Annotated in this window: 21 protein-coding genes and 1 pseudogene; 12 read left to right on the forward strand and 10 right to left on the reverse strand. The window is 71.3% G+C overall.

The features are described 5' to 3' along the window. Nucleotides 1-6: 6 nt before the first annotated feature. On the forward strand, nt 7-1230 hold the full coding sequence (locus O7601_RS19940) for a low temperature requirement protein A (RefSeq protein WP_281562608.1): 1224 nt from the start codon (nt 7-9) through the stop codon (nt 1228-1230). A gap of 16 nt (nt 1231-1246) precedes the next feature. On the opposite strand, the gene O7601_RS19945 is transcribed toward O7601_RS19940, so the two are convergent. Together O7601_RS19945 and O7601_RS19950 are read right to left on the reverse strand one after the other, a co-directional pair. Beyond that, the gene (locus tag O7601_RS19945; RefSeq protein WP_281562609.1) at nt 1247-2302 is read right to left on the reverse strand and encodes an acyltransferase domain-containing protein; all 1056 of its coding nucleotides are present in this window, start codon (nt 2300-2302) and stop codon (nt 1247-1249) included. 68 nt (nt 2303-2370) lie between these two features. Further along, nucleotides 2371-2907: a cupin domain-containing protein gene (locus O7601_RS19950; RefSeq protein WP_093402122.1), complete on the reverse strand. Its 537-nt coding sequence runs from the start codon at nt 2905-2907 to the stop codon at nt 2371-2373. A gap of 310 nt (nt 2908-3217) precedes the next feature. Between O7601_RS19950 and O7601_RS19955 the strand changes: the two genes are divergently transcribed. Genes O7601_RS19955 through O7601_RS20000 form a run of 10 tightly spaced genes read left to right on the forward strand, consistent with a single transcriptional unit; the run spans nt 3218 to nt 13384 of the window. Further along, complete coding sequence (locus O7601_RS19955; protein ID WP_281562610.1) at nt 3218-4825, forward strand: ABC transporter substrate-binding protein; 1608 nt, start codon at nt 3218-3220, stop codon at nt 4823-4825. A gap of 10 nt (nt 4826-4835) precedes the next feature. After that, nucleotides 4836-5921 (forward strand): ABC transporter permease, encoded by a 1086-nt coding sequence (locus O7601_RS19960; RefSeq protein WP_281562611.1) that lies wholly within the window; start codon nt 4836-4838, stop codon nt 5919-5921. Next, nucleotides 5918-6835 carry an ABC transporter permease gene (locus O7601_RS19965; protein WP_281562612.1) on the forward strand — a complete coding sequence of 306 codons (918 nt, stop codon included), beginning with the start codon at nt 5918-5920 and terminating at the stop codon, nt 6833-6835. Before O7601_RS19960 ends, O7601_RS19965 begins: the two co-directional genes overlap by 4 nt. 1 nt (nt 6836) lies before the next feature. Further along, nucleotides 6837-7817, forward strand: a complete 981-nt coding sequence (locus O7601_RS19970) for an ABC transporter ATP-binding protein (protein ID WP_281562613.1) — start codon at nt 6837-6839, stop codon at nt 7815-7817. Continuing rightward, entirely contained in the window at nt 7814-8782 is a 969-nt protein-coding gene (locus O7601_RS19975; RefSeq protein WP_281562614.1) for an ABC transporter ATP-binding protein, read from the forward strand. Before O7601_RS19970 ends, O7601_RS19975 begins: the two co-directional genes overlap by 4 nt. A 10-nt stretch (nt 8783-8792) precedes the next feature. After that, entirely contained in the window at nt 8793-10031 is a 1239-nt protein-coding gene (locus tag O7601_RS19980) for an amidohydrolase family protein (RefSeq protein ID WP_281562615.1), read from the forward strand. After that, nucleotides 10028-11701 (forward strand): DUF885 domain-containing protein, encoded by a 1674-nt coding sequence (locus O7601_RS19985; protein ID WP_281562616.1) that lies wholly within the window; start codon nt 10028-10030, stop codon nt 11699-11701. Before O7601_RS19980 ends, O7601_RS19985 begins: the two co-directional genes overlap by 4 nt. A gap of 5 nt (nt 11702-11706) precedes the next feature. Beyond that, nucleotides 11707-12081 carry a nuclear transport factor 2 family protein gene (locus O7601_RS19990; RefSeq protein WP_281562617.1) on the forward strand — a complete coding sequence of 125 codons (375 nt, stop codon included), beginning with the start codon at nt 11707-11709 and terminating at the stop codon, nt 12079-12081. After that, a complete protein-coding gene (locus tag O7601_RS19995; protein WP_281562618.1) occupies nt 12078-12404 on the forward strand; it encodes a TIGR04076 family protein in 327 nt (108 codons plus the stop codon). The genes O7601_RS19990 and O7601_RS19995 overlap by 4 nt, the downstream gene beginning before the upstream one ends. Continuing rightward, nucleotides 12401-13384, forward strand: a complete 984-nt coding sequence (locus O7601_RS20000; protein WP_281562619.1) for an LLM class flavin-dependent oxidoreductase — start codon at nt 12401-12403, stop codon at nt 13382-13384. Before O7601_RS19995 ends, O7601_RS20000 begins: the two co-directional genes overlap by 4 nt. A gap of 17 nt (nt 13385-13401) precedes the next feature. Here the strand turns inward: O7601_RS20000 and O7601_RS20005 are convergent, their stop codons facing one another. The 8 genes and pseudogenes from O7601_RS20005 to O7601_RS20040 all read right to left on the reverse strand — a co-directional run bounded on the left by O7601_RS20005 (nt 13402) and on the right by O7601_RS20040 (nt 22479). Continuing rightward, nucleotides 13402-15153 (reverse strand): ABC transporter ATP-binding protein, encoded by a 1752-nt coding sequence (locus O7601_RS20005; RefSeq protein ID WP_281562620.1) that lies wholly within the window; start codon nt 15151-15153, stop codon nt 13402-13404. Next, complete coding sequence (locus O7601_RS20010; protein WP_281562621.1) at nt 15150-16826, reverse strand: ABC transporter ATP-binding protein; 1677 nt, start codon at nt 16824-16826, stop codon at nt 15150-15152. The genes O7601_RS20005 and O7601_RS20010 overlap by 4 nt, the downstream gene beginning before the upstream one ends. A gap of 88 nt (nt 16827-16914) precedes the next feature. After that, on the reverse strand, nt 16915-17856 hold the full coding sequence (gene nudC / locus O7601_RS20015) for an NAD(+) diphosphatase (RefSeq protein ID WP_281562622.1): 942 nt from the start codon (nt 17854-17856) through the stop codon (nt 16915-16917). 131 nt (nt 17857-17987) lie between these two features. Continuing rightward, nucleotides 17988-18770: an SDR family oxidoreductase gene (locus O7601_RS20020; protein WP_281562623.1), complete on the reverse strand. Its 783-nt coding sequence runs from the start codon at nt 18768-18770 to the stop codon at nt 17988-17990. 171 nt (nt 18771-18941) lie between these two features. Next, nucleotides 18942-20621 (reverse strand): CotH kinase family protein, encoded by a 1680-nt coding sequence (locus O7601_RS20025; protein ID WP_348650269.1) that lies wholly within the window; start codon nt 20619-20621, stop codon nt 18942-18944. Between the two features lie 12 nt (nt 20622-20633). Next, nucleotides 20634-20927, reverse strand: a pseudogene (locus O7601_RS20030) (chitobiase/beta-hexosaminidase C-terminal domain-containing protein); the annotation flags it as partial. A 125-nt stretch (nt 20928-21052) separates the two neighbouring features. Continuing rightward, on the reverse strand, nt 21053-21883 hold the full coding sequence (locus O7601_RS20035; RefSeq protein ID WP_281562624.1) for a polyphosphate polymerase domain-containing protein: 831 nt from the start codon (nt 21881-21883) through the stop codon (nt 21053-21055). Then, nucleotides 21880-22479 carry a DUF4956 domain-containing protein gene (locus O7601_RS20040; RefSeq protein WP_281562625.1) on the reverse strand — a complete coding sequence of 200 codons (600 nt, stop codon included), beginning with the start codon at nt 22477-22479 and terminating at the stop codon, nt 21880-21882. Before O7601_RS20040 ends, O7601_RS20035 begins: the two co-directional genes overlap by 4 nt. Before the next feature lie 562 nt (nt 22480-23041). Here O7601_RS20040 and O7601_RS20045 point away from each other — a divergent pair. Then, nucleotides 23042-24721 (forward strand): cellulose binding domain-containing protein, encoded by a 1680-nt coding sequence (locus tag O7601_RS20045; protein WP_281562626.1) that lies wholly within the window; start codon nt 23042-23044, stop codon nt 24719-24721. Nucleotides 24722-24955 lie beyond the last annotated feature (234 nt).

The following is a 24955-nucleotide window of genomic DNA, read 5'->3' on the forward strand; positions in this document are numbered from 1 at the left end:
GGGACCATGGGGCGGTTCCTCCGAGGGCGCGTCGAGACGACCACGGAGACGCACCGCACGACGCGGTACGAGATCTTCTTCGATCTGGTGTTCGTCTTCGCCCTGACCCGGATCACCGCCTACATGGCTGATGACGCCTCGCCACTGACCCTGCTCAAGGGCCTGGTCGTCCTGCTGCTGCTGTGGATCTCCTGGCTGATCTACGCCTGGCTGGGCAACCAGGCCCGTGCCGACATCGGGCTGATCCGGGCCGGCACCACCGCCGTCATGGGGCCGATCTTTCTCATCGCCGTGGTCATCCCGAACGTGTGGGAATCGAGCCTGGGTTCGCGCCTGATCCTGGTGCTGTCGTACCTCGTCGTGCGGGCGGTCCACCTGGTGCTCTACCGCCGGGCGGCCGAGGGCGATCGGCGGCTGCACCGTACGTTGCGCATCTACACCGTGACCACGGCGCTGTCCTGGATCCCGCTGGTCCTCGGTGCCGTTCTCGGCGGTGACGCGCAGCTACTGCTCTGGACGTCGGCGGTCGCGGTCGACTTCGCCGGCGGGCTGGTCGCGTCCATGCTGAGCGGATGGCCGTTGCGTAGTTCGGAGCACTTCACCGAACGGCACGCCCTTGTGGTGATCATCGCGCTCGGCGAGACATTGATCTCGGTCGGCGCCGGAATCGGATCCGAAATGATCAACAGGCCGACCCTACTGGCCACGCTCTTCACTCTTGTCGTCACCGTCTGCCTGTTCCGGCTGTACATGCTGAACTCGGTGCCGGCGGGTGAGGCGCTGATGGCCGAGCGCGGAGCACGGCGTGATCGGCTCGCCGCCAATGCCTACAGCGGCGGCCACTTCGCGTTGATCGCCGGAACGATCTACCTGGCGCTCGGGATCCACAAGGTGATCGCCCCGCTGGCGCATCACCAACCCTGGCAGGCCGCCGAGACGAGCCTGAGCTGGCCCTCGGCCGTCGCGCTGTTCGGCGGGGTCGCGCTGTATCTCGCGGGCGAGGTGCTGTTCCGTGGGCTCAGCGTCCGATCGGTGGCCCCGGCGCAACTGCTCGCACCCGTGGTGGCCCTGGCGCTGCTGCCGGCCGGGCGATATCTGCCCGGCCTGGTCGCCCTCGGCCTGCTCGCCACCTTCCTCGTGCTGCTCGTCGGCTACGAGCGCGCCTTCGGTGCCGGCCGTGCCGTCCACCCTGCCACTGCGGTCACCAGGCACGACACGGGGTCACGCTAGGCACTCACTTCTGGACTTACGGGTCCATTTTTGTCGAGACAGGGTGGCCGGGCGGTCCGATTGGGGCTGGCAGCACACGGGGAGGGGACTGGACGCGTCCCTGCGCCGGTGGCCGCCGCCGGACCGGCTCGATCGGGAAACGTCCGCGGCGCCATTGCCAGTGGCGGCCGGCCTTCAGGTGGTCGATGACGGCGCGTTGCAGCACGGTGTCGCGCGGCAGTTTGTCCAGCGGCGTGGTCAGGGTACGGAACACGAAACGCACCACCTCGACGTCGGCGTCGAGCCCTTCCGGCTCCTGATAGGGCTCCAATTCGAACCGTCGCTGGAAGCGGACGATGTTGGATTTCTCGGGCAGGTACTCCCGCAGCTGCGGGTCGAGCAGCCACGAGCCGCAGGCGAACGCTGTGTAGTGCTCGTCGGGGAAGTGGCGCGGGAAGAACTCGCGTGCCTCGTCGAGGGAGGCCTCGACCGCCGCCGGGGTCATCGGCCCCGAGTCGGGGATGTGCAGGTCGATGGCGGTGCCGCCGCGATGGTGCTGGAGCCGGCCCAGCTCGTAGACCGCGCCGCGCGAGTGCAGCGTCAGCCAACTTTGCATGACCGACCAGCCCTCGCGATTCATCCGCCGGTCGATTGCGAGGTTGCGACCCAGGTCAGCGAGGGTCACCCAGGAGACGGTGTCGGGGACGCCGTGGGCACGGTGATATTCCCTGGCCACGTCGACCAGGGCCAGGTACGCGTAGACGTAGAGGTGCCGCCAGGCGGGGCCCCGCTCGCGCGGTAGCGCCGGACCGGGCGGCAGCCACTCGTGACCCCCGAGATCCGCGCGGACCAGGGCGATCGAGCGGTCGAGCAGCCAGCGCAGCTCCGGGGTCCACTGCGTGGAGTCGGGGTCGGGCCAGCCCGCCATGATCTCGGCGGCGTCGTCCGGCCGTACGGCGAGCCGGTCGAGCAGCGCGGGCGCGTCGGCTCTGGCGGGCACCGGCGCGGACGGGTGTTCGCCGGCCAGCCGGTGCACGCGGTCGACGTCCTCGACGGGTACGCCGAGCCGGGTGGCGATGTCGTGCAGATCCACGCCGACGACAGTAGCGATCGGTGCGTTCGCCGCACCAGTGCCCGGCTCTGCGATGCCTCGCAGCTCGCTCAGGGGTTGGGCGGCGTGACTGCGATGATCAGATGGGCCGGCTGGTCACTGGCGTTGCGGTAGAGGTGGGCCAGGCGTGAGTCGAAGGTGACAGCCTCACCGGCGGTGAGGGTGTACGCCTCGCCGCCGATGTCGGCGACCACCTCGCCGCTGATGACGATGGCGCACTCGGTCGAGGGGTGTGCCCACGGCTCGGCCGAGCTGGCGTCGCCCGGGGCGAGATGGGCCTGGAGCACCTCCAGATCGCCGCGCCCCGGGGTGAGGCGCTCGTAGGTGATCTGGCCCGGGGGCGCGGTGAGCAGGCTGCGGCTGCCGGCCCGGCTGATGTGCACCGCCGGGGCCTCCGGTTCGGAGAACAGCTCGGCGATCGAGGTGTCGAACACCTGCGCGAGCTTGCGCAGGGTGGCCAGGCTCGGATCGGTCGCCCCGTTCTCGATCTGACTCAGCAGGGCGGGTGACACGTCGGCGGCTGTGGCGAGCTGCCGCAGCGTGAGGGAGTGCTGCTGGCGCAGGACGCGGAGCCGGTCACCGAGCATCTGAACCTCGATCCGATAACAGTGTGGCTAAAAATGTTTGACCAAGCTACACGGCCGTGTTTAGGGTGGTCAAACACGAGGGCGGCGCTGTTTGGTACTGGTGGACACGCCGCGTCCAGACATGAACCGGACGAATGCGAGTCCGGCTACATCCAACCCTGCGACGACGCACCCCGAGAACCCGACGCACCCCGAGAACCCGGAACACCGGCATTGGCCGTCTGGGCCCGGGCCGGTGGTGGTGCCGCCGGACGTCGATTGCCCAGCGGGTCCCGCGCAGCGGGCCGCGCCATACGAAGGTAGGAACAGCATGTCGGTGTCCCCCCGCCGGCTCCGCGCCGGAGCGCTCGCTCTGGCGACGCTGGCCATCATCTCCACCACCGCCTGCACGGCCGGCGGCAGCGGTGGCAACGCGAACGGTGGCGAGGCCCAGACCCTCACCGTCAACACGTCGTTCGTGCTCAAGACCCTCGACCCTGGCCGCGTCTACGAGGCCACCGGCCTGACCGCCGTGCACGCCCTCTACGACACCCTGCTCACCTTCGAGGGCTCCGACGTCGGTACCCCCGTACCGGCGTTGGCCGAGTCGTACGAGGCGTCCCCGGACGCGAAGACCTTCACCTTCAAGCTCCGCTCCGGCGTGACCTTCTCCGACGGCAGCCCGCTCACCGCCGACGACGTGGTGTTCTCCCTCAACCGGCTGAAGAACATCAAGGGCAGCCCGGCGGTCACGGTGAGCGAGCTGAGCGTCAGCAAGACCGACGACAGCACCGTCGTGGTCACCTCGGCCACGCCCAACCCGAACGTGCCGGTGGTGCTGGCGATGCCGTCCACCGGTGTGCTCAACGCCGAGGTCGCCCGCGACAACGGTGCCAAGGACGGCGCGGACGCCGCGCAGGGTGACACCGCCCAGCAGTACCTCGACACCAACTCGATCGGCAGCGGCCCTTACGTGCTCAAGTCCTACGAGCCGGAGTCGCAGGTGGTGCTGGAGGCCAACCCGAACTACTGGGGCGACAAGCCGCAGTTCGAGCGGGTGGTGCTGCGCAACATGGACGTGCAGACCCAGAAGCTGACCATGCAGCGCGCCGAGAGCGCCGAGATCTCGCTGGACATCTCCGGCAAGCTGCTCGACGGCCTGCCGGAGAGCCTGCAGACCTCCGGCGTGCAGGACACCGTCTACTTCCTCTTCCTCAACGCCGACCCGGCGGTCTCGGCGGTGGCCGCGAATCCGAAGTTCAACCAGGCGCTGCGCGCCGCCATCGACTACCAGGGCATCGCCGCCCTGTACGGCGCGGGGGCCGCGCCCGGCGCCGGCCTGGTCGCGCCGGCCTTCCCCGGCACCCTGCCGGCGAGCGAGGCGTCCACCCGGGACGTGGCGAAGGCCAAGGCCCTGCTCGCCGAGGCCGGGCTCACCAACCCGACGGTGAGGTTCAACTACCCGGCCATCACCTACAAGGGCGTGGACCTGGGCACCGTGGCCACCAAGGTGCAGGGCGACGCCGCCGAGGCCGGCATCACGCTGGAGTTGAACCCGCAGCCGCTGACCACGTTCCTCGACGAGATGCGCAGCGGCAAGTCGCCCCTGGGCTTCACCCCGCAGAGCCTGAACTACCCGGTCGCCGACTCGCTGATCAACAACATGGCACCTGGACAGGCCACCGCGCTGCGCTCGGGCTGGACCGTCGAGCGGGCCGACCCGGCGGTCGTCGCGGCCGGTGAGAAGGTCACCGAGACCCTCGACCTCGCGGCCCGGGCCACCGCCATGCAGGAGTGGCAGCGGCTGATGAACCAGTCCTCCCCGTACATCGTGCTGGCCAGCAACTCCTCCACGGTGGTGGCGACCGCCGACCTGACCGGCGCGGACTACTCCGCCGCCGGTTGGCAGATCGACGTCGCCGCGGTCGGCCGCAGGTAGTCGGAGCACCATGACGACGGTCCACAACGGCGAGCCGGGCGCGGTCACCACGACCGCGCCCCGGCCCCGCCGGTCCCACCCGCTGCTCGCGTTCCTGGCCAAGCGGCTGGCGATCACCGCCGGGCTGCTGCTGGGCGTCACCGTGGTGACGTTCGGTCTGGTCAACGTGGTACCCGGTGATCCGGTCACCGCCAACCTGTCCGACCAGGCGCTCAACGACCCGGACACGGTGGCCGCCTTCCGCGAGAAGTGGGGGCTGGACCGGCCGCTCTGGCAGCAGTACCTGCACTACCTGGGCAACCTCTTCCGCGGCGACCTGGGTATCTCCCAGCAGACCGGTAGGGCGGTCCTGGACGACCTGGTGCGGTACGTGCCGGCGACCCTGGAACTGGCCATCCCCACCATGGTGCTGGCGCTGGTGATCGGCACCGGGATCGGCATGCTGGCGGCGGTCCGCAACGGGCGGGTCACCGACCAACTCGTCCGGGTGGGCGCGCTGCTCGGCCTCTCCACGCCGCCGTTCTGGCTGTCGCTCGTGGTGCTCTACGTCTTCTTCTACCAGCTCGGCCTGGCCCCCAGCGGTGGACGGCTCTCCACCGGCTTCAGCCCGCCGCCGACCGTGACCGGCATGTACACCGTCGACGCGGCTTTGGCCGGTCAGTGGGACGTGGCCTGGGACGCGGCCCAGCACCTCACCCTGCCGGTGCTGGTGCTGACCTCGCTGACCGTGGCGCTGCTGGTCCGCTTCGTCCGCTCCGCAATGCTGGAGGTGCTCCAGCAGGACTACATCCGGGCTGCGTACGCCAAGGGCCTGCCGGCCCGGGTGGTGCTGCGCCGGCACCTGCTGCGCGCCGGCCTGGTCCCGGTGGTCACCGTCTCCGGCCTGGCCTTCGCCTCGCTGCTGTCCGGGACGGTGCTGGTGGAGAGCATCTTCGGCTGGCCCGGCGTCGGTCAGTACGCCTACCGCAGCGCCACCGCCCTCGACCTGCCCGCGATCCTCGGTGTCAGCCTGTTCGTGGCGCTGGTCTACACGCTTGTCAACCTCACCGTCGACCTGCTGTACGGGCTCATCGACCCGAGGATCCGCCTGTCATGACGACGATCGCACCCGATCCGGTGGCCCCCGACCCGAAGGTGGACCGGGCGCTGACCCGCCGTCGCTGGTTGGGCCGGCTGCGTGGCGGCTCGGCCGGTCGGCCGGTCTGGCGACAGCCGATCGCCGTGGTGGCGCTGACCATTCTCGGCGGCTGGCTGCTGGTGGCGATCCTCGCCCCGCTGGTCGCTCCCTACGACCCGCTCGCGCAGAGCGCCGACACCTACGCGGCACCGTCGGCGGCGCACTGGTTCGGCACCGACTCCCTCGGCCGGGACATCTTCAGCCGCGTCGTGCACGGCGCGCGGTTGTCGATCCCGCTGGCCCTGGCCATCGTGTCGCTGGCCCTGCTGATCGGCGGCCTGCTCGGGCTGATCGCCGGATACCTGGGCCGGTTCGCCGACGAGGCGTTGATGCGGCTGACCGACCTGGTCTTCGCTTTCCCGCAGATCATCCTGGCCATGGCGGTGACCGCCGCCTTCGGCCCGAACACCCGCAACGCGGTGCTGGCGCTGGTCATCGTCTCCTGGCCGGTCTACGCCCGGGTGATCCGCAGCGCCGTGCTCAGCATGCGCGGCGACGACTACCTCAACGCCGCCCGACTGCTCGGTGTCGGACCGGTCCGGGCGCTGCGTCGCGACGTGCTGCCCAACAGCATCGGTCCGGCGATCGTGCTGGCCACCCTGGAACTGGGCAACGCGGTGCTGCTGCTCGCCGCGCTCTCCTTCCTGGGGCTGGGACCCCGCCCACCCGCCGCCGAGTGGGGCTCGATGGTCGCGCTCGGCTCGCAGGATCTGTCGATGTGGTGGGTCAGCGTCTTCCCGGGCCTGGCCATCCTCACCGTCGTGATGGCCTTCAACGTGCTCGGCGACGCGCTGCGCGACCGGCTCGACCCCCGCTACGCGAAGGGACGCTGAGATGGCGCCGTTGCTCGACGTCGACTCCCTCGCCGTGACCCTGCCCGGCCCGCGCGGGCCGCTGCCGATCCTGCACGACGTGTCGCTCAGCGTCGACGAGGGTGAACTCGTCGGCATCGCCGGCGAGAGCGGCTGCGGCAAGAGCCTCACCGCACAGACCCTGCTCGGCCTGCTGCCGGCCGGCGCCAAGGTCACCGGCACGGCGCGGTTCGCCGGCACCGACCTGCTCGGCCTGGACAACCGTGGCTGGCAGCGGATCCGGGGCGCGGGCATCGCCATGGTCTTCCAGGACCCGACCGCCGCCCTGCACCCGATGCTCACCGTCGGTCGTCAGCTCACCGAACACATGCGGGTGCACCTGCGAATGGACCGGCGGGCCGCGACCCGCCGCGCGGTGGAACTGCTCGACCAGGTCAGGATCCCCGACCCGGAACGGGCCCTGCGCGCCTATCCGCACCAGTTCTCCGGCGGCATGCGGCAACGGGCGGCCATCGCCATCGCCCTGGCCGCCCGCCCCCGACTGCTGATCGCCGACGAACCGACCACCGCCCTGGACGTCACCGTGCAGGCCGGCATCCTCGCCCTGCTCGACCGGCTTCGCGCGGAGACCGGGCTGGCCGTCGCCTTCATCACCCACGACCTGGGGGTGCTCAGCGCGTTGACCACCCGTGGCTACGTCTTCTACGCCGGTCGCGTGGTGGAGACCGGCCCCACCGGGGCGCTGCTCACCGAGCCCAGCCATCCGTACACGGCGGCGCTGCTCGGTGCCCGGCCGCACGGCACCCAGGCCGTCGGCACGCTGCGGCCCATCCCCGGTGCCCCGCCGGCACCGGGAGAAGGGTCGCCGGGCTGTCCGTTCCAACCCCGCTGCCGGTACGCCGAACCGGCCTGCGGCACCGCGCCGCCACCTCTGGCGCCGGCGGCTGTCGACCGGTCCGTGGCCTGCGTGGTCCGCCCGCACCTGGAGGTGACAGCCCGATGACCGGCCTGCTGGACATCAGCGACGTCGAGGTCGAGTACCGCTCGCGGGGGCGTGGCCGGGTGCTCGCGGTCGCCGGGGTCAGCCTGGACGTGGCGGCCGGGCAGATCGTCGGCCTGGTCGGCGAGTCCGGCTGCGGCAAGTCGTCGCTGGCCCGGGTCGCCGTGGGGTTGACTCCGCCGAGCGCCGGGGCGGTCCGCTTCGCCGGTCAGCCGGTCACGCCGCTGGGCTGGCGACGCCGGCCGGAGACCGAGATCGGCCTGCAAATGGTCTTCCAGAACCCGTACGCCTCGCTGAATCCCCGGCGCACCATCGGCGCGCAACTGCTCGACGGCATCCCGGCGACGGTGACCGGCGCGACGGCCCGCCGGGACCGGGTGCGGGAGCTGTTGGATCGGGTCGGCATGCCGACCACCGCCGCCGAGCGGTACCCGCACCAGTTCTCCGGCGGGCAGCGGCAACGCCTCGCCATCGCCCGGGCCCTCGCACCGCAACCACGGATGATCATCGCCGACGAACCGGTCACCGCGCTGGACGCCTCGTCCCAGGCGCAGGTGGTCAACCTGCTCGTCGGTCTGGTCCGCGACCTCGACATGGGCATGCTGTTCATCTCCCACGACCTCGCCCTGGTGCACGAGATCGCCGACATCACCGCCGTGATGTACCTGGGCCGCATCGTGGAGAGCGCGCCCACCCGGGAGCTGTGGCGAGATCCGCGACACCCCTACACCCGGGCGCTTATCGACGCGGTGCCCCGCATCGGCCCCATCCCACAGCTGCCCGCCACCCTGGCCGGTGAGGTGCCCGATCCCGCCAACGCCCCCGCCGGCTGCCGGTTCCGGCCACGCTGCCCGCACGCCTTCGCCCCCTGCGGTGACCAGCCACCCACCCTCGACCTCGGCGGACGCAGCGCCGCCTGCTGGCTCAACGATCCCACGATGGCCCTGGCCACCGTGCCCGCGAACTGAGGACGTCGTCATGCACACCGCCACCGAACAGGTCCTGGTCAACCTCGCGCTCTACGACGGCGTCGCCGACGACCTCCAACCCGACCGGGGTGTCCGGGTCGGCGCCGACGGAATGATCAAAGCTGTGGGAGCCGTCGACGACGTGCTCTCCGAGGCCGGCGACGCCCGCGTGGTCGATCTCGGCGGCGACGTGGTGATGCCCGGCCTGACCAACATGCACGTGCATCTCTCCCTCGGGCTGCCCGGTCACCTCGCCGACACGGTGCACCGGTCCAACCTGGCCGAACTGGTGCTGCTGATGGCCGACTCGGCCCGACGCACCCTGCACGCCGGGGTCACCACCGCCCGGCTGGTCGGCGAGGGACGCTACGCCGACTTCGCGCTGCGCCGGGGCATCGAGGCCGGGGCGGTGGACGGTCCCCGGATCTTCACCGCCGGACACGCGCTGTGCTGCACCGGCGGCCACGGCTGGGAGGCCGACGCCCTGGAGGCCGACGGCGCCGACGGCTTCCGCCGGCTCACCCGGGCCCAGATCCGGGCCGGCGCCGACCTGATCAAAGTCTGTGTCTCCGGCGGGATCGCCGGTCAGTTCGAGGCGATCGACACCCCACAGTTGCTCGACGACGAGATGGCCGCCGTCATCCGGGTCGCCCACGACTGGGGGCGTAAGGTCACCGCGCACGCCGGCCCGGCCGACACCGTACGCCGGGCCGTCGAACTCGGCCTGGACTGCGTGGAACACGGCTACGAGCTGACCGACGAGGTCACCCGCCTGATGGCCGACCGGGGCGTCTGGTACGTGCCCACCATCGTGGTGAGCCGCTGTGAACAGTTCTTCCGCGACTCCGGAGTGCCCGGCTGGTTGATGGACCGGGCACTCGCCGCCGGCCCCCGACACTGGGAGAGCCTTCAGCACGCGATCCGCAACGGGGTGCCGATCGCCCTGGGCAGCGACATGCCACCGCACGCGGGCTATGACGAGACCAGCGCGACCGTGCGTGAGCTGGAGTTCATGGTGGACGCCGGGATGTCGGTCGCCGACGCGTTGAAAGCCGCCACCATCCGCCCCGCGGAATGGCTGGACCAGGCCGACACGCTCGGCAGCGTCGAGGCCGGCAAGCACGCCGACCTGCTGGTGCTGCGCGACGACCCGACCCGCTCCGTCTCCGCGTTGCGCACCCTGCACACGGTCATCAAGGGCGGCGTCGTCTACCGCGACGACCACCACCGCGTCCGGGTGCCCCGATGACCGACATCACCACGGTCGCCGACGGGTACCTGAGCGCCCTCGCCACGCTCGACCCGGAGGCCGCCGAGGCGGCCGGGCGTACGCCGCAATGGCGGCTGACCGACCTGTCGCCGGACGGCTTCGACGCCCGCGTCGAGCTGGCCCGCGCGACCGCGACCGCCGTGGTTACCGCCACGGTCACCGGCCCGGCCGACCGTGCTCTCGCCGGTGCCCTGGCCGACCGGCTGGCCAGCGAGGTGGCGCTGCACGACGCCGGTTTCACCACCCGGCTGCTCGCCCCGCTGGCCACTCCGGTGCACCTGGCCCGGCAGGTCTTCGACAACTTGCCCCGGAGCACCACCGGGGACTGGGCCGTGGTCGCGGATCACCTGCACCGGCTGCCCACCACCCTCGACCAGTACGCCGCCACGCTGCGCCGCTCGGCCCAGCGTGGCCAGGTGGTCGCCCGCCGGCAGGTGCTGACCGTCGCCGCTCAGTGCTCCGCCTGGGTCGACGCCGACTTCTTCGGCAAACTCCTCGCCGGGCACCCGAGCGGGCCGCTGGCCGGGCGGTTGATCGAGGGGGCCCGGCGGGCCACCGCCGCCACGGCGAAGTTCGCCATGTTCCTGCGTACCGAACTGGCTCCCGCCGCCACCGAAGTCGACGGCGTGGGCCGCGACCTTTACCAGATCACCGCCCGCGCCTTCCTCGGCGCCACAGTCGACCTGAACGAGTTGTACGCGTACGGCTGGGCGGAGCTGGCCCGCACCGCCGCCGAACTGCGGGCGGCGGCGGCCGACTGCGGTCACCCGGACGTGGCTGCCGCCCGGACGGCGCTGGATGCCGACCCGGACGGGCGGGTACCGGTCGGTCCGCCCCTTGAAGACTGGCTGACCCGGCGGACCGCGCTGACCACCGATCTGCTCGACGGGACACACTTCGACATCCCAGCCGCCACCCGCCGGGTGGTGTGCCGGATCAGTCCCGCCACCTCCGGGGTCATGTACTACACCCCACCCGACGCGCAACTGACCCGCCCGGGCGGCATCTGGTGGTCGGTGCCGTCGGGGGAGTCGACGGTGCCGGTGTGGCGGCACGTCGGCACGCTCTGCCACGAAGGGCTGCCCGGTCACCACCTCCAGCACGCCATCACGCTCACCACCGCCGACCTGCACCCGTGGCAGCGCACGCTGTGCCACGTGCACGGGTACGCCGAGGGCTGGGCGCACTACGCCGAACGGCTCGCCGACGAACTCGGCCTCTACGCCGGCCCGGCGGAACGGCTCGGCATGCTGGACGGGCAGATGTGGCGGGCCGCCCGCGTGGTCATCGACCTCGGCCTGCACCTCGACCTGCCGATTCCGGCCGACAACGGCTTCACCGACGCGTCCCGCTGGAGCCACCCGGCGGCCGTGGACCTGCTCACCAGGGTCGCCGGGCTGGACGCCGCCACCGCCCGGTTCGAAGTCGACCGCTATCTCGGTTGGCCGGCGCAGGCGCTCGCCTTCAAGGTCGGTGCGCGGCTGTGGCAGCAGACCCGCCGGGACGCCGAGCGCCGTGCCGGCCCCACCTTCGACCGCAAACGGTTCCACCACGCGGCGCTGGCGCTCGGGCCGATGGGCCTGGATCCGCTGCGTGAGCGCCTCACCGAGACGTTCCGACCCGCTGCCGCCTCCCTCGACCGGAAGTGACCCCGATGAGTATCGACGAACTCACCAGCACGATCACCGACATGTACCGATCACTGGGGGATCGGTCCGCCTTCGACGCTCACCTGCACCCCGACCTGACCATCTGGGAGTCCGACGCCGATCGGCTGCTCACCGGGCTGGCCGCGCTGGACGCGCTGCGCGACCGCCGGGCCGCCGAGGCGACCGGACCGGCACCGGTCACGGTCGCCCCGGAACAGCTGCACGCCGAGTCGTGGGACGACACCGGGCTGGTCCGGTACGTGCTGCGGGCCCGGCACGCCGACGACCGAGCGGACGTCTGCTTCCGGGTCACCGACGTGCTGCGGCGCGACGACGCGGGTTGGCGGATCGTGCACCACCACGCGGAGGCCGTGCGATGAGTGACGACCAGCCCACCACCGACGTCTACGACCTGCGGGTCGTGGTGGAGCGCATCGAGGGACGCTCGGTGTGCGGCATGAAGCCGGGCGACCACGTGGAGCTGACCGAATCGTGCCGGTTGCGCATTCCCGAGGGCCAGCACTTCTGCCTGTACGCGCTCGCCGCGTGCCTGCCGCTGCTGCCGGCCAAGCAGCGGGCCCTGGACGACGGGGACTGGATGGCCCGGGACAGCCACGTCGCCTGCCCCGACCCGGAGGAGCGGCTCATCATGCGCATCGAGCGCACCGGACGGCGGCAGATCCCCACCGAGGAGCTGACGTGACCCGCCTGGTGGGTGTCGGCCTCCAGTCGGACAAGTCCGCCGACGAGTACGCCGTGCTGGCCGAGCTGGCCGAACGGCACGGCTTCGACGTGCTGTCGGTCTTCGGTGACCTGATGTACCAGCCGCCGCTCTTCCCGCTGCTGGTGGCCGCCCGGCACACCCGCCGGATCCGGCTCGGCGCGGCCTGCCTCAACCCGTTCACCCTGCACCCGGTGGAGGTGGCCGGCCAGGTGGCCGCCCTCGACCTGGCCTCGCACGGCCGCGCGTACCTCGGCCTGGCCCGGGGCACCTGGCTCCAGCAGGTAGGGGTGGCGCAGGCCCGGCCGCTGCGGCGCATCGCCGAGACGGTGCAGATCGTCCGGCGGCTGCTCGCCGGTGACGACAGTGGTTTCGTCGGCCGCGAGTTCACCGTCGCGCCCGGTACCGCGCTGCGGTACACCCCGGCCCGATCGGACGTGCCGGTGCTGGTGGGCACCTGGGGCCAGCAGACCGCGCGGTCCGCCGCCGCGTACGCCGACGAGGTGAAGGTCGGCGGGTCGGCGAATCCCGCGATGGCCAAGACGATGCGGGCGTGGCTGGACGAGGCGGCCTCGGGCCGGGACACCGGGGTGGTGCTCGGCGCGGTCACCGTGGTCGACACCGACGGCGCGCTGGCTCGCCGGATGGCCCGCACCGAGGTCGCCATGTACCTCGCCGTGGTGGCCGCCCTCGATCCCACCGTCGAGGTCGACCCGGAGTTGCTGGCCCGCATCCAGCGACACGTCACCCGTCGCGAGGACGACCTGGCCGGCGCGCTGATCGGTGACGACCTGCTCGACCTGTTCGCGTTCTCCGGTACGCCCGAGCAGGTCGCCGCGCAGGCCGCAGCGGTCTTCGACGCCGGGGCGAGCCGGGTGGAGTTCGGCACCCCGCACGGCTTGACCCCGCAGCGCGGGATCGACCTGCTGGGCCGGCGGGTGTTGCCGCTGCTGCGCGACTGACCGTCGATCCCGCCGGGTCAGCGCCGCCAGGCCGACCAGAGTTCGGCGTACCGGCCGCCGGCCGCGACCAGCTCGTCCGGGGTACCGAGTTCCACGATCCGGCCGTGCGCCAGCACCGCGATCCGGTCACAGGTGTGTGCCTGGCTGAGCCGGTGGGCGACCACCACGGCCGTGCGGCCCCGGATCAGGGCGGCACTGGCCCGTTCGAGCTGTCGGGCTCCCGCGCTGCCGGCCTCGGCGCTGGCCTCGTCGAGGACCACGATCGGTGGATCGAGCAGGGCGATCCGGGCCAGCGCCACCTGCTGCGCCTGACCGGCCGTGAGCGGGTGTTCGCCGTCGCCGACCCGGGTCGACAGCCCGTCGGGCAGGGCGGTGACCCAACCGTCGGCACCAACCAGCCGCAACGCGGCGTGCAGGTCCTCATCCGAGGCACCCGGAGCGGCCAGCCGCAGGTCGTCGGCGAGGGTCCCGGCGAAGACATGGACCTCCTGGGTGACCACGCCGACGGTCCGGCGCAGCTCGGCCGGATCCAGCTCGCCGATCCGACGGTCGCCCAGCCACACCTCGCCCTCGGCGGCGGGGAAGACGCCACCGAGGATGGCCGCGAGGGTCGTCTTACCGGCTCCGCTCTCGCCGACGATCGCCAACGACTCACCCTCGGCGATCTCGATCGAGACGTCCTGCACGACGGCGGGGCCGCCGGGGTAGCGGTGCCACACCGACTTGGCGGTGATGCTCGTGGGCAACCACCCGGAGACCGGCCCGGCCGGCCGCGTCGTGGGTACGTCGAGTCCGGAGATGCCGACGAGCCGGGCGAGCGCCGCACCGGCCGACTGGATGTCGTTGAACGACATCAGCAGCAGGCCGAGCGGACCGAAGAGCCGGTGGAACAGCAACGCCGCGGCGGTGACGTCGCCGACCGTGCTGTCGCCCGCGCGCACCAGCAGGAAGCCGGTGAGCAGCACCGCGCTCAGTCCGAGCGCCTCCGCGTAGTTCATCGTGTTGGCGAACCAGAGGAAACCGCGCACCGCGCGCAGGCGGGCGTCGACCGCGTCCCGGGAGGTCTGCTCGACCCGTCGGCTCTGGCGGTCCCGCATACCGTACGCGTGCACCGTCCGAGCACCGGTGAAGGTGGTCAGCAGGCTCTGCGTACGCACCGCCGCGGCTTCCCGCTCGGCGGCGTACAACCGTTTCGCCTGCGGCACGAAACGGCGCAGGCTCAGCACGTACACCGGGAAGACGACCAGGAACGCGGCGGCGATGCGCCAGTCGAGGGTGGCGAAACCGGCGAAGGTGATGACGACGGTGACCAGTGCGGTGAAGATTCCCGCCGCCAGCCGTACCGAGTCGGTCACCCGTTCCACGTCCTCGGTGACCCGGGACGCCACGTCGCCGGAACCGGCGCTCTCCAGCCGGGTAGCTTCCATCCGCAGCGCCCGATCGAGCACCTCCTCGCGGAGATCGGCGCAGGCACGCATGCCCCACTCGGTGACCAGCCAGTTGGCGGCGCCGGTGAGGACCGCGGCGGCCAGGCCCGCGCCGAGGATCAGCGCCGAGGTCAGCAGCAGTGCGCCGACGGTTTCACCGGCCACCACCAGGTCGACCAGCCGGCCGAGCAGGATCGGCACGCCGACGGCCGCGACACTCGCCGCTGTGGCCGTGGTCACCGACATCCAGGCGAGTGCCGGATAGCGCCGCAGGGCACGCCAGAAGGCGGTGAACGCCGCGCGGCCGGTCGCCACCGGCAGAATTGTCGCGCCGGGGGTCATCGCAGCACCACCTCCGCGTACGACGAGTCGGCGAGCAGGTCGCGGTGCCGCCCGACCGCCGCCACCTGGCCGGCGTGGAGAAAGACCACCCGGTCGCACCGGTCGAGCAGTGGTGCGCTGGTGGTGACCAGCACGGTCGCCCGGCCGTCGCCGATCCGGTAGGCGCGGATGCCATCGGCGATGGCATGCTCGGTGACCGCGTCGATCGCCGTGGTCGGGTCGCGGAAGACGGTCACCGGCCGGTCGGCCAGCAGCGCGCGGGTCAGGGCGAGCCGCTGCCGCTGGCCGCCGGAAAGGTTCAGACCGTGGTCGACGAGTTCCCGGTCGAACCCGACGCCGTCGGTGAGCAGATCACCGATGGCGGCCGAGGTCATGGCGGTGCGCAGGGCGGCGTCGTCCCGGTCGTCGCCGGTCTGGAGCACCTCCCGCAGGGTGCTGCCGAACAGGTCGACGCCGTGCGGCTCGACCAGCACGGTCCGACGCAGCCAGGCGAGATCCAGCTCCCGCATCGGCGTACCGGCCAGCCGCACCTCGCCCCGGTCCGGCGACCGCGATCCCGCGAGCAGCTCGGTGACGCTGTCGGCGGTGCCGGTCTCCGCGGTGACGATGCCGACCAGCTCACCGGGGGACACGGCGAGGTCGACGCCGTCCAGACCCGGCGCGTGCACGGCGTCGAGGGCCAGCGTTCCCGGCTGGGCCGTACGCGTCCCGGCGGGCACCCGTTCCGGTGCGGCGAGCACCTCGGCCACGCGGGCCGCGCTGGCCCGCGCCGTGGCCAGCCGGAAGACGCAGTCGGCGAGGTTGAGCACCGGATCGGTGAGGAAGGTGGCCAGCCCGACGATCGTGATGAGCTGGCCGACCGTGATCCGCCCCGCCAGGGCGTACCAGCCCGCCAGGGCGGCGACGACGGTGATCAGCAGGCCGGTGGTGAAGGTGGACGCACCGATGAACGTGGCGCCGGCCTTGACCGTCCCGATGCCGGCGCGCAGCGACGTACGACTGGCCGCGCGGTACCGGCCGACGGCCTCGTCGACGCCACCGAACCCACGCAGTGGCCGCAGCCCACGCAGCAGGTCCGACGCCGTGGCGGCGGCCCGACCGACCGCCTGCTGCTGGGCGGACGTGCGGCGGCCCACGACCGGCCCCAGCGCGTTGAGCCCGAGCACCAGGACCGGCACGCCCAGCACCAGTCCGAGCCCGAGCGACCAGTCGATCCGCAGCAGCACGACGGCCGACACCGCCAACCCGACAAGTGCGCTCACCCCCCGGCTGCCCAGTTCGAGCAACTCGGCGGCGGACTGGGAGTCGGAGGTCGCGATCGAGAGCAGCTCGCCGCTCTGGCGGCTGGTCCGCACGCCCTGACCACCGACCACGCGCCGGACCACCCGCATCCGCAACTCGTGCGACTGCTCGGTGACCGCGCGGGACAGGAACCAGAAGCCCGACCGCCAGCCCATGGTGAGGGCGGTGAACAGCGCGAAGATGCCCAGCACGGACCAGGCCATCGCCGAGGTCGACCCGGTTCCGACGGCCTGGTCGATGACCAGGCCGATGGCCACCGGGACGAGGGCCTCACACAGCTGGTGCAGTGACCAGAACGCGGCGCACAGGGCGGTGTCGCGACGCTGCCGCCAGAACATCCGACGGATCAGTCGTCCCGTGGTCTGTGTCATGCCCCCGCCTCACGTTCACTGAGTTAGGGCAGGCTAACCCGCTGTCCTCGCCGAACGCCATTCGCGGGTGCGCCGTGCTGGCCAGGTTTCAGACCTCGGCATGCGGAAGTGGCGGGCGGTCGAGCCCGGCCCAGGAACGCAGCAGTCGACCGCCGATGGAATCCACCGGCCCCGAGCCGGGACCGTCGAGGACGCGTTCGACGATCTCGGTTCGGGTGAACCATCGGGCCTCGACGAGTTCGCGCCCGTCCACGGCGATCGCCTCGTCGACGGCCCGGGCGACGAAGCCGACCATGAGGCCGGCGGGAAACGGCCATCCCTGGGAACCCTGGTAGGTGACCGTGCCCACCTTCACACCAGCCTCCTCGCCGACCTCGCGGCGGACGGCGCCCTCCAGGCTCTCGCCGATCTCGACGAAGCCGGCGAGCAGCGAGAAGGCGTTCGAGCCCGCGCCGTGATGCCGGGCGAGCAGGCAGCGTGGCTGCGGACCGGGGCCTTCCACCAGCACGATGACGGCGGGTTCGATGCGGGGGAACAACTGGCGACCGCAGTCGGGGCCCTGGCAGACCCGCAGGTGACCGGCGTCGGCGCTGGCCGTGGTCGCGCCGCAGGTGCCGCAGTATCTGGCGTGCCGGTTCCAGTAGAGCAGGCCGCGCGCGTACGCCAGGGTCGCGGCGAGTGGCTCGGGCAGGGTGGTGGCCAGCGCGCGCAGGTCAGCGCTGCCGTGCGCGGTAGCCAGGCGCAGTGCCTCGGTCTCCTCGACCTCGCTGAGGTCGGCGGCGAAGCTCGCCCTGGCGCCGTCGAGGCCGAGCAGGGCGGTCTGACCGGCCGCCGCCATTAGCGTGCGTGCGGGCGGACCGGTGAGCCGCACCGGCCTGCCGTCGGCCGTCAGCAGTGGCCGGTCGCGCCACATGGGCAGCACCTGGCTGTCGTCGCGGTCGAGCAGGTCGGCGACCCGAGCCGGGTCGGCGCGCAGGCTCGCCGCCCGGTCGTGCGTTGTCGCGGTGTACGCGAGACCGTGAAACACCATGCTGCCGATCGTGCCGGACGCCTCTGGTGGCGCGGTCACCGGCTCGACGGAGTAAATGCACTATGGTCGTAGTACAAGAGGTAAGCGAGCGTCGGTGTTCGACCCAGGGCCCGCCGTGGCCCGCCGTGCTGTCAGGGCAGGATGGCGTCGACGTAACCACCGTCCACTCGTACCGCCGCGCCGGTGGTGGCCGAGGCCAGCGGCGACGACAGGTAGACGACCAGGTTCGCGATCTCGGCTGGCTCGATGAGCCGTTGCAGCAGCGACTGCGGGCGGTGCCGGAGCATGAACTCCCGCTGCGCCTCCTCCCAGGGCAGGTCGTCGCCGACCAGTGAGCGGACGAACTGCTCGACCCCGCCGGTGTGGGTGGGCCCGGCGATGACGCTGTTCACCGTGACCCCCGACCCGGCGGCCTCCTTGGCGAAGCCTCGGGACACGCCCAGCAGGGCGGTCTTGGACACCCCGTAGTGGATCATCTCGGCCGGGATCACCACCGCGGAGTCGCTCGCGATGTACTGGATCCGACCCCAGCCACGCTCGCGCATCCCCGGCAGGTACGCCCGGGTCAACCGGATCGCCGCCAGCACGTTGATCTCGAAGTACCGCCGCCAGTCGTCGTCGGTGATCTCCATGGCGGGCTGGGCGCCGAAGATGCCGAGGCTGTTGACCAGGATGTCGACGTCGGGGAGAGCCTCGACGGCCGCGAGCGCCCTGTCGGCCGTGGCGACGTCGGCCGGTACCGCGACGAAGTCACCCTCGCCCAGCTCGGCCAGGGCGCGGTTCACCGAGTCGGCAGAGCGTCCGTTGACCCCCACCCGGGCTCCGGCCGCGGCCAGCCCGGCGGCGATGGCCCGGCCGATGCCCTGGGTCGAACCGGTGACGAGCGCGGTGCGGCCAGCAAGATCTATTCGCATGCCCGCCATTCTGCCGAACCGGGATCTTGCGTGGGCGCGCTACAGCTCCGGCCCGACCGGGCGGCCAGGGACGACGGCACGACCAACCGGGCTCACGGGACGGTCGTCCTGCCACCCGGACGTCCGGCACCGGTCCGCTGGACGGACCGGTGCCGGACGGTCGCTTTTTGATCAGCTCGCCGTGCAGGTCGGCGTGGGTGTGCTGGGTGCGCCGGTGGTCGAGCCGAGGAAACCGAACGTAGTGCTGGCGCCCGCGCCGAGGTTGCCGTTGTAGCTGACGTTGCGGGCGGTCACCGCCGATCCCTGGCTGGTGACTGTGGCGTTCCATGCCTGGGTGACCGTCTGCCCGGCCGGGTACGTCCAGGTCACGGTCCAGCCGCGGATCGCCGAGCCGCCCGCGGTGACCCGTACCTCGCCCTGGAAGCCGCCGGACCACTGATTGGTCACCGTGTAGGTGGCGGTGCAGCCGCCTGCGCCGGGTGGCGGCGTGGTGGGCGGCGGCGTGCTGGGCGGTGGGGTGGTCGGCGGTGGGGTCGTGGGCGGTGGGTTGGTCGGTGGCGGCGTGGTGGATCCACCCCAGCCGGCGGTCGAGTCCAGCCAGGCCGCGCGGCGCAGCATCCAGTCCCGCATGAACTGGACCTGCCCCTGCCAGGTCGGCGCGGTGGGCGTGATGAAGGGCCCGACGTTTCGGGTGCTCAGGTTCGGCCAGCGCTGGAAGTTGCGCTGCGCGGCGGCGGTCAGCGGCGCGCTGAGGCTGTCGATGCGGGACTGCAACGACGCGTCGGAGAGCGGCCCCCGGCGCAGCGCCTGCCAGCGCAGCCGCACCTCGTTGACGAAGGCCGGGTCGCGCATCAACTGCGTGTACCAGTCGTTGGCCAGCGGTTGGCGGATCTGTTGGTACTGCCAGCCGGCGGTCTGGTCGTTCTGGAAGAAGCCGCCCACGCCGAAGGTGAGGTCGTAGTCCCAGAGCGGGCCGGCGAAGATCTTGGTGTCGCGGTCCTTGTAGAAGTACGCGCTGCGGATGTAAGAGTCCATCTCCCGGCTCAGCTCGTTGATAATGAGCTGGTCGATGAAGGAGGGCACGTCGATGTACGCCCGGTAGCCGCTGACCGGGTCGGCGAAGTTGGGTGCCCGCAGCACGTTGTGGAACTCCTGGATGTGGTTGCGCAACCAGTCGCGTTGCTCTGGCTGCAACGGCGACGGGTCGGCGACCTCAAGGTAGTTCCAGCAGGTCGCCGCCGGCCCGGTGCAGGGCAACGTCGGCTCCTCGGCGGCCATCCACTCGAACTTCCAGATGTAGCCGCCGGTGATCTTCGGCAGGCTCCGGTCGTCTTCACGTAGCTGCTTGAGGTCGAGACGGTCCTTGGAGTTCTTGATCGTCTCGACGAGCATGTAGACGCCCATGTAGTCGTCGGCGCCGACCGGGCCGGCGTCGGTGTTCAGGTAGAACTCCGCGAAGGCGTACCGGGGGGCCGGCAGGCCCATCTGCCGCCCGAGGTCGTAGACGAACGCCTCCCGGATCAGCGCCTTGTCGCTGAACGGCCCGCGCAGCACCCAGTCGGAGTCGGCCGGCATGCCGAGCACCGGGTAGTCGGCGTCGTCGTCCTCGTTGTCCCAGAACTCCAGCCGGAACGGCGTCTTGGCGAACATCGCCGACGACTGCCCGCGCAGCCGGAAACCTGCCCGGGTGGCCACGGTGGGTGCGGCGGCCAGGGAGGTGCTGCCGCCGCCCGGCTCGAAGATCATCGTGGTGGCGTCGAAGTACTCCCGGTCAGGCCGCCCGGCGCCGTACGAGTCGATCAGCACGACCGGAAGGTCGTGTGCGGTGCTGGTGTTGCGGGCGGCGTACATGGCGGTGCCGGGTGCGCCCGACGCGGTCTGCCCGACGAACGCCTGGGCCCGCAGCTGCGTCGTACGGGTGAAGCGCAGCGCCGTGCCGGAGTAGAGCGGCGACTGCGCGTCGGGCAGGCGGCCGTTGGTGGTGTAGCGGATCTGGGCACCGCTCACGGTGGTGCTCAACGACACCAAGACCTCGCCGGTGAAGGTGCCGCTGGGTACGGAGAAGCCGATGTCGCCGACCAGGTCCTCGGCGGCCTCGGTAGCCGCGGCAGTGCGGGAACCGGCGGGCCGGTCGACCGGGATGGTGGAACCGGACATGCCGGCAAGGGGCTCGGCACCGGCCGGTGCCGGCGAAGGGACGAGGAACCCGGTGACCAGCGCGGCGACGGCCGCGATCCCCGCGATGCGCTGGGGTGCCGCCGAGGTGCCGACGCTGCGGTCGGTCAGACGCACGATGCCTCCTGAACGGGACGGTGGGTGGTGGCGGTCGGTGCCGTGCCCACCGACGGGGTGGTGCGGAAATGGCGGCGCAGTGTCCTACGCCAGGGCGAGTCCGGCAGGTCCGGACGCAACGCCGCCAGTCCGGTGGCGTACTTGGAGATGCGGGCGGGCCGCAGCCCCAGCTGCCAGAGCAGCCGGTCGGCCGGCGATGCGGCGGCGCTGGTCTTGGTCTCGACCACGACCACATCCGGCAGATGCAGTGAGGTGCCGCCCGCCTGCCAGGCGAGCCCGGTGTCGATGGTGACCCGACTGGCGGTCACCGGCAGCAGCAGCGTCGCCCGGCGGTAACTGGTGACAAGCACCGGATCGAGGGCGCTGCCGGCGGGTGGGCAGATAGCCTCCCGCGCGAGCGCCTGGTCAACGAAGTCACGGCCGGGTCGTACGGTCGTGCGGTCACCCGCATCGTATGGCAACCGGTGTTTGGTAATGCTGTCGCGCGCTCCGCTGATCTTGACCTCGAGCCAGCACAGGGCCGAGTCGAGGTAGGTGCGGGTGCGCACCTTGAAGCGGCGTCGTCGCCGGTAGGCCGCGCAGTGGTAGCTGGCCAACCTGGGGGTGTCGAAGTAGACCGACTCGTAGCGGAAGCTTCGCGCACCGTCGATCTCCAGCACCCGTGCGTGCGGGATGAGCTGGTCGAGCAGGAGTGGCAACCGGTCGAGCGGGACGAGGTACTTGCGGTCCACCCTGGTCTGTAGGGCGGCCCGGTCGATGAGTTCGGTCAACCCGATGGCGTCCATGGCTGCCAGGGGCGCGGTGATCGGTTGGATGATCATCGGGCGGCTCCCGCCTTGGCCTGCGTTGCGGTGGTCCTGGTCGCCCGGCCCTTCACCGAGTAGCGGACGTCGACGACGGTGGTCTCGTTGACCAGGTCAAGTCGCTGCACGGTGGCGACGTGCACACGTGCGCCGAGCAGTTGCTCCAGCTGGGCCACGAGGGTCACGTGGTCGGTCACGGCCGAGTCGAGCACCATGATCTGGTGCCGGTAGTGGCGGAGCAGCCGGGGATGGTCGCCCAGGAACATCACCACGAGGATGAGGCCCATCAGCCCGGCACTGAGCCATACCGAGGTGGTGCTCAACGCACCGAGGATGCCCAGGGCCAGCGCGGAGAAGTAGTAGGCGACCTCGTGCTGGTCGAGCTCCGTCGACCGCAGGCGGATGATCGACAGTACGCCGAACAGCGCCAGCCCGAGCCCGAGGCCCGCGCCGACGTTGCTGGCGCTGAGCGCACTGGCCACTGCGAGGACACCGACGTTGACGCCGAGGTAGGCGACCACCAGGTCGCGGCGGCGGTGTCTCGGGAAGTAGAGCCCGAAGACGAGCAGCACCACCGCGCCGATGTCGATCGCGAACAGGATGAGCTGCGACATCTGGTGTTTTCCTCCTGGGTCGCTGTCGCGCCGGCCCCGTCTCATCTCGTCGGCACGAGCTGCGGCAGAGTGATCGAACGCAACCGAAAGTCTCGGTAAACTTGCGGGAACTATTTCGGGAAATAGTAGTCGGACGCATCGAACCGGGTCAATGGCAATGTTGCGCCAACCTGGACTTTTGGCGCGCGCCGGGCGCTTCCGTGAGCGTCTGACTCGGGTCGGTCGGCTGGTCGGGGCGCGATTCGTGCGCGAGTGGACCAGGTGTGGACCGGTGGTGAACCCAGGGTAAACAACCTCAGGCGGTTGCCGCTCACCGCGGGGTGGCCGCTCGCGCCGGCCGGTGGTTGTGACCGCCGCTCCGGCCGTGACCGCCCTCGTGGGTCACCCGGCGCGACCTGATGTCAGCGGGCTGGATGCCCGCCCCGCCGCTGCTGCCTACCGATAATCACCGAAACTATATTGACATGTTTCGTTTCGCGGATCGAAACTTACCCGGCGGATGACGGTCGATGCATCTCGATCAATATCGTCCTCTTCGGCGTCTACTTGGAGGAGGTCTGGAGTGACTACGAAGCTTGCCCGCCCAGGGGGCCGGTCGGTGGTCGTCGTACTGGCGGTGACGGCGCTCGCCCTCGCCGCAACGACACTGACGGTGGCGGAGGTGGGCGTGGCCCGGGCCGCCGACGGCCTCGCGGTCGTCTCCTCGGTGGAGGACGACGGCGTCGACTGTCCGACGCCGAATCCGGGTACGCCGTCGGCCAACCCCAGACTGCCCGACCCCTTCCGAAGGCTCGACGGGAGCCGAATCTCGGCCAAGTCGGACTGGCGCTGTCAGCGTGCGGCGACCAAGCAGCTCGCGCAGCGGTACGTCTACGGCGACAAGCCGGCGAAACCGCAGACTGTCAGCGGCACGGTCTCGAACACCAGCATCACGGTGAACGTGGCGCACAACGGCCGTACCGCCAGCTTCTCCGCGAGCGTGCAACTGCCCAGCGGTGGCAGTGGGCCCTACCCTGCCGTGGTGGTACTGGGCGGGTTCGGCGCGGACACCGCGACCATCCGGTCCGCCGGTGCCGCCGTGATCAGCTATGACCCGCTCGCCGTGGGGCGGGAGGGCACGCCCCGCAACAACAAGCAGGGCGCCTTCTACAGCATCTACGGCTCGTCGAGCAGCAGCGGGCTGTTGGTCGCCTGGGCCTGGGGCGTCAGCCGGATCATCGACGTCATCGAGCAGTCGGGCGGAAACATCCTCCGCGCGGACGCGACAGGTGTCACCGGGTGCTCCCGTTACGGCAAGGGTGCCTTCGTGACGGGCGCTTTCGACCAGCGCATCGCCCTGACCATGCCGATCGAGTCGGGCAGCGCCGGCTCGCCGATCTTCCGGGGCATCCCCGGCGAGTCCGGTGCCCAACCGCTGAGCAGCGCGTACGGCGAGCAGCCGTGGCTGGGTGACGCCTTCGGCTCGTACACCGGCAACCCGGCGAGCCTGCCGATCGACACTCACCAGACCGTGGCCATGGTGGCGCCGCGTGGACTGCTCATCATGGACAACCCGCACATCGACTGGCTGGCCGCCCGGTCCTCCAGCGTCGCCGCGCTGGCCGGAGCGGAGGTCTACCGGGCACTCGGAGCCGGCGACAACATCAGCTACTGGTCCGACGTCCAGGACGGCACGCACTGCGCCTCCCGGCCGGAGTGGCGCGTCCCGTTGCAGCAGAACATCCAGAAGTTCCTGCTCAAGACGGGCAACTCGGCGGGCGTCTTCCGGGTCTCCAGCCGTAAGGCTGGCAACCTCTCCGAGTGGCGGGACTGGCAGACGCCGACCCTGGCCGACGGCCCGACCACGCCGCCCACCCCGCCCACCACGCCTCCGACGACCCCGTCGACGACCCCGCCGACGACCCCGCCCACCACGCCTCCGACGACGCCCCCCACCACGCCACCGGCGGGCGGCGCGTGCTCGGCGTCGGTGTCGGTCAACCAGTGGACGGGTGGCTTCGTCGCCACCGTACGGGTCACCGCCGGCTCGGCCGCCCTCAACGGCTGGGCGGTCACCATGACGCTGCCCTCCGGCGCCAGCGTCACCAACGCCTGGAACGCCCAACGCAGCGGCTCCAGTGGAGCGGTCACCTTCAGTAATGTCAGCTACAACGGGTCCGTCGCCGCCGGGCAGTCGACCGAGTTCGGTTTCCAGGGCACCGGCACCGGCAGCGGGATGACCCCCACCTGCGCCGCCCGGTAGCTTTCGACGCGGCGAGTCGGGTCACTGGGCATGGCGGCGAAGGGCCGTCATGCCCAGTGACGCTCCGAAACTTCCGTAGAACTTCCGGAAATCATTGACGTGTGTGAAATCTCGCTGCAATACTTCGGCCCAGTAAGGCCGATGCGACCCTTTGGTCGGGGTGTGCACGGTCAACCCTTTCCGCACCCATAAGTCCGGATTCATGCTGCCCAGTTCGGGCCACCGGACCCGGAA

The organism is Verrucosispora sp. WMMD573 (assembly GCF_027497175.1).
Lineage (GTDB): Bacteria > Actinomycetota > Actinomycetes > Mycobacteriales > Micromonosporaceae > Micromonospora.